This is a genomic window from Neisseria sp. P0024.S006 (assembly GCF_051956595.1).
GTDB lineage: Bacteria > Pseudomonadota > Gammaproteobacteria > Burkholderiales > Neisseriaceae > Neisseria.
Genome location: NZ_JBQCXH010000050.1, coordinates 1 through 458, shown reverse-complemented (window position 1 = coordinate 458; position 458 = coordinate 1). Strand labels below are relative to the sequence as shown.

General features: G+C 51.3%; 1 protein-coding gene. It reads left to right on the top strand.

Features of this window, described 5'->3' with window-relative positions:
- The coding region (locus ACTHUF_RS11215) for a tetratricopeptide repeat protein (protein WP_440407739.1) at positions 1-458 on the top strand (458 nt) is incomplete at both ends.

The following is a 458-nucleotide window of genomic DNA, read 5'->3' as shown; positions in this document are numbered from 1 at the left end:
ACCACAATGGGCAAGGAGTTCGTCAGGACTATACACAGGCAGTGCAGTGGTTTGGCAAGGCAGCAGAACAAGGGATTGCCGAAGCCCAATTTAGCTTGAGTAAGATGTATTACGAAGGGCAAGGAGTTCGTCACGATTATGCAGAGGCAGCGCGATGGTATCTCAAGGCAGCAGAACAAGGGGATCCTGTAGCTCAAAATAATTTGGGTGTGGCGTATACCAAGGGGCAAGGAGTCCGTCAAGACCATGTACAGGCAGAGCAGTGGTATCGGAAGGCGGCAGAACAAGGGTATGCTCAAGCCCAATATAATTTGGGTGTGATGTACGCCGCTGGGCGAGGAGTTCGTCAGGGGTATACACAGGCAGTGCAGTGGTTTGGCAAGGCGGCAGAACAAGGGATTGCTCAAGCCCAATTTAATTTGGGTGTGATGTATGCCAACGGGCAAGGAGTCAGTAAA